Source organism: Bacteroidota bacterium, assembly GCA_018831055.1.
Classification (GTDB): Bacteria; Bacteroidota; Bacteroidia; order Bacteroidales; family B18-G4; genus M55B132.
The window spans coordinates 1-3,016 of sequence record JAHJRE010000202.1; the positions used below are offsets into that span (position 1 = coordinate 1).

Annotated in this window: 4 protein-coding genes; all 4 read left to right on the plus strand. The window is 44.3% G+C overall.

Translation table 11 applies throughout. The annotated features are described in order from the left end of the window. Positions 1–102 precede the first annotated feature (102 nt). Positions 103–1,149, plus strand: coding sequence for an inorganic phosphate transporter (locus tag KKA81_13290; protein ID MBU2651897.1), 1,047 nt, complete (start codon positions 103–105; stop codon positions 1,147–1,149). 267 nt (positions 1,150–1,416) lie between these two features. Further along, a complete protein-coding gene (locus KKA81_13295) occupies positions 1,417–1,914 on the plus strand; it encodes a CYTH domain-containing protein (GenBank protein MBU2651898.1) in 498 nt (165 codons plus the stop codon). A gap of 52 nt (positions 1,915–1,966) precedes the next feature. After that, the gene (locus KKA81_13300; GenBank protein MBU2651899.1) at positions 1,967–2,413 is read left to right on the plus strand and encodes a nucleoside deaminase; all 447 of its coding nucleotides are present in this window, start codon (positions 1,967–1,969) and stop codon (positions 2,411–2,413) included. Further along, on the plus strand, positions 2,410–3,016 hold a 607-nt coding region (locus KKA81_13305), incomplete at its 3' end, for a class II aldolase/adducin family protein (protein MBU2651900.1). The genes KKA81_13300 and KKA81_13305, both read left to right, overlap by 4 nt.

Below are 3,016 nucleotides of genomic sequence, written 5' to 3' on the forward strand. Positions count from 1 at the left end.
ACATAGGTAATTTATCCGATAAGGCGGAAGGTGTCGCAGACCGCCTTACCATCTTTGCCATTAAAAGAAGTGTTTAAAAGATTTCCTGAAACGTAAAAATCCATGGGGATCCTGTTTATAACAAGCGGTTTGTTTCTGGGCTGGTCATTGGGTGCAAATGATGCAGCAAATGTTTTTGGCACGGCTGTTGGCTCCAGGATGGTGAAGTTTATCACCGCTGCCGTGGTTGCAAGTATATTTGTGATTATCGGGGCTGTTGTACAGGGATCGGGCACAACGGGTACTCTTGGAGAGCTTGGTAGTGTGAATGCTTTGGCCGGGTCATTCACTGTGGCTCTTTCTGCTGCCATAACTGTATTTGCCATGACCCGGCAAACTATCCCCGTTTCATCTTCCCAGGCCATTGTGGGTGCCATTGTGGGATGGAACTTCTATACCGGTAGAACAACGGATATGACTATTCTGACGGAAATCGCCACCTCCTGGGTAAGCGGTCCTGTCCTTGGTGCTCTTACAGCCGTTTTGCTGTACTTGCTGGTCAGAAGAATTTCAAACCGAATCTCTGTCCATATGTTGAGACTCGATCTGGGTATAAAAATTGCTCTGATACTTACCGGTGCTTTTGGGGCGTATAGTTTGGGAGCCAATAATATAGCCAATGTTGTGGGTGTGTTCGTTCCTTCAGTTCATCTTCAGGATGTGAACCTGTTTGGGGTGATTGGTCTTAGTGGTGCACAACAGCTTTATTTCCTCGGAAGCCTGGCTATCGCAGTTGGTATAATAACTTATTCCAGGAAAATCATGATGCAGGTAGGGCATAACTTACTACCTCTGAACAGTGTTGCTTCTATCGTGGTAGTGCTGGCCCATTCTCTTGTGCTTTTCCTGTTTTCTTCTTTGTGGCTTAAAGAACTCTTTAATGGCTGGGGCTTGCCGTATCTGCCTTTGGTGCCTGTCTCCAGCTCCCAGGTCATTGTTGGAGCTATCCTGGGCATAGGTTTGTTAAAGGGTGGAAGAGGAGTAAAGTTCAGGATACTTGGACAGATCGCGCTGGGATGGATATTGACTCCGCTTATAACGGGATTGATCTGTTACTTTGCCCTGTTTTTTATGGAAAACGTATTTAAACAGGTTGTGGCATTGCCGTGATCCCTGATACGGCGATTACTGCTTTGCAGGAATAATGAATATTTAGTTACAGGATTTATGTTTCAAGTTGCAGGATATTTTGCAGTTTAATTTAAAAAGAAGGGAGCAACAATTTTTTTAATTCATTTTTATTTGAGAGCTAATTTACATACATGATGGATCGTTTTCTTGTAACTTGCAACCTGTAACTTGCAACTTGTAACTTGCAACTTGTTACCTGTAACTTTGTTTTAATGTATCCAGATGCTCATTTAATTTAAAATAATTATGCCATTGGAAATTGAACGAAAATTCCTGGTGAAGAATAAAGACTACAGGATTGGCGCCCGGGCAAAAGCTATTCGTCAGGGTTTCCTGAATCTCGATAAAAACCGACTGGTTCGGGTGAGATTATCCGGTGATAAAGCTTATATCACGGTGAAAGGACCTGATAAGGGAATCCAGAGGCTGGAGTTTGAGTATTCAATCCCACCGGAAGAAGCAGTGATTATGCTTGATGAATTATGTCAAAAACCTCTTATTGAGAAAACCCGGTATTATGTTTCATTTGAGGGGTTTACCTGGGAGATTGATGAGTTTGTGGGAGACAATGAAGGTTTAATAGTTGCAGAGATTGAGCTGGAATATGAAGGTCAGGATTTTCCTCAACCCGGATGGCTTGGCCTTGAAGTAAGCGGTGAAAACCGTTACTATAATGCCAGTCTGGTAAATTACCCTTATAAATCCTGGAAAAACTCAGAAAAGTATCAATATATTCCTGAATAAACCTTACGAGTTTGCTGGGTTTTCCTTGTTTTGTATTATTTTTATAATAGTTATGGCAATCATTGAATTCAGCAATGAGTTTTTTATGCATGAGGCCCTGAAAGAGGCACGCAAAGCCTTTGATAAGGATGAAGTTCCTGTGGGGGCAGTGGTGGTTTGCCAGAATGTTGTGATAGCCAGGGCACATAACCTTACAGAGCGTCTCAACGATGTGACGGCACATGCCGAAATGCAGGCGATCACAGCTGCCGCTGCATATCTGGGGGGAAAGTACCTTGATGGCTGCTCTTTGTTTGTGACGGTTGAACCTTGTCCGATGTGCGCCGCTGCTCTTTTCTGGGCCCAGTTGGGTGTTTTGGTTTATGGCACAAAGGATGAGAAAAGAGGCTTCAGACGTTATAAACCTGATTTATTGCATCCGAAAACAAAAGTCATTGAAGGTATTCTGGAAGATGATTGCCGCAATCTGATGGTTGAATTTTTTAACAGGAAGCGATGATGGACACGTATTTTTTCCCCGATGATCCTCTTGGCCGTATCCGGGATGATATTGCCAGAGTTGCCGGCTACCTTTGGGAAAAGGGCTGGGCAGAACGCAATGCAGGAAACATGTCGGTGAATATTACCGGCCTTGAAAAGATTGATCTTGACCGTATCAAAAACAATACCGTGCACAAGCTTGGCAATTCTTACCCAAACCTGGCCGGACAGGTGATTCTGCTTACCGGCACAGGCACGCGTATGCGCGATATTGCTATCGACCCGCAGCCATATATCTGTAAGATCCGGCTTCTTGATTCGGGAAATGCATTCCAGCAGCTCTGTGACTATGGAGACGAGGGAAAAGTATGGCCTACCTCGGAGTTGCCAACCCATCTTTTAATACACGATATGCTTGTTGGACGGAAAGCTCCTGAAAAAACCATCCTCCATACCCATGTAAATGAACTGATCGCTCTTACGCAGATCCGGGAATTCACAAACGCCGAAACCCTTAATAACCTCCTTTGGTCGATGCATCCCGAAACGGTATTTTTCATACCGGAGGGCGCAGGACTTGTTCCCTACGCTTTGCCAGGAACAAACCAAATGGCCATGGAAA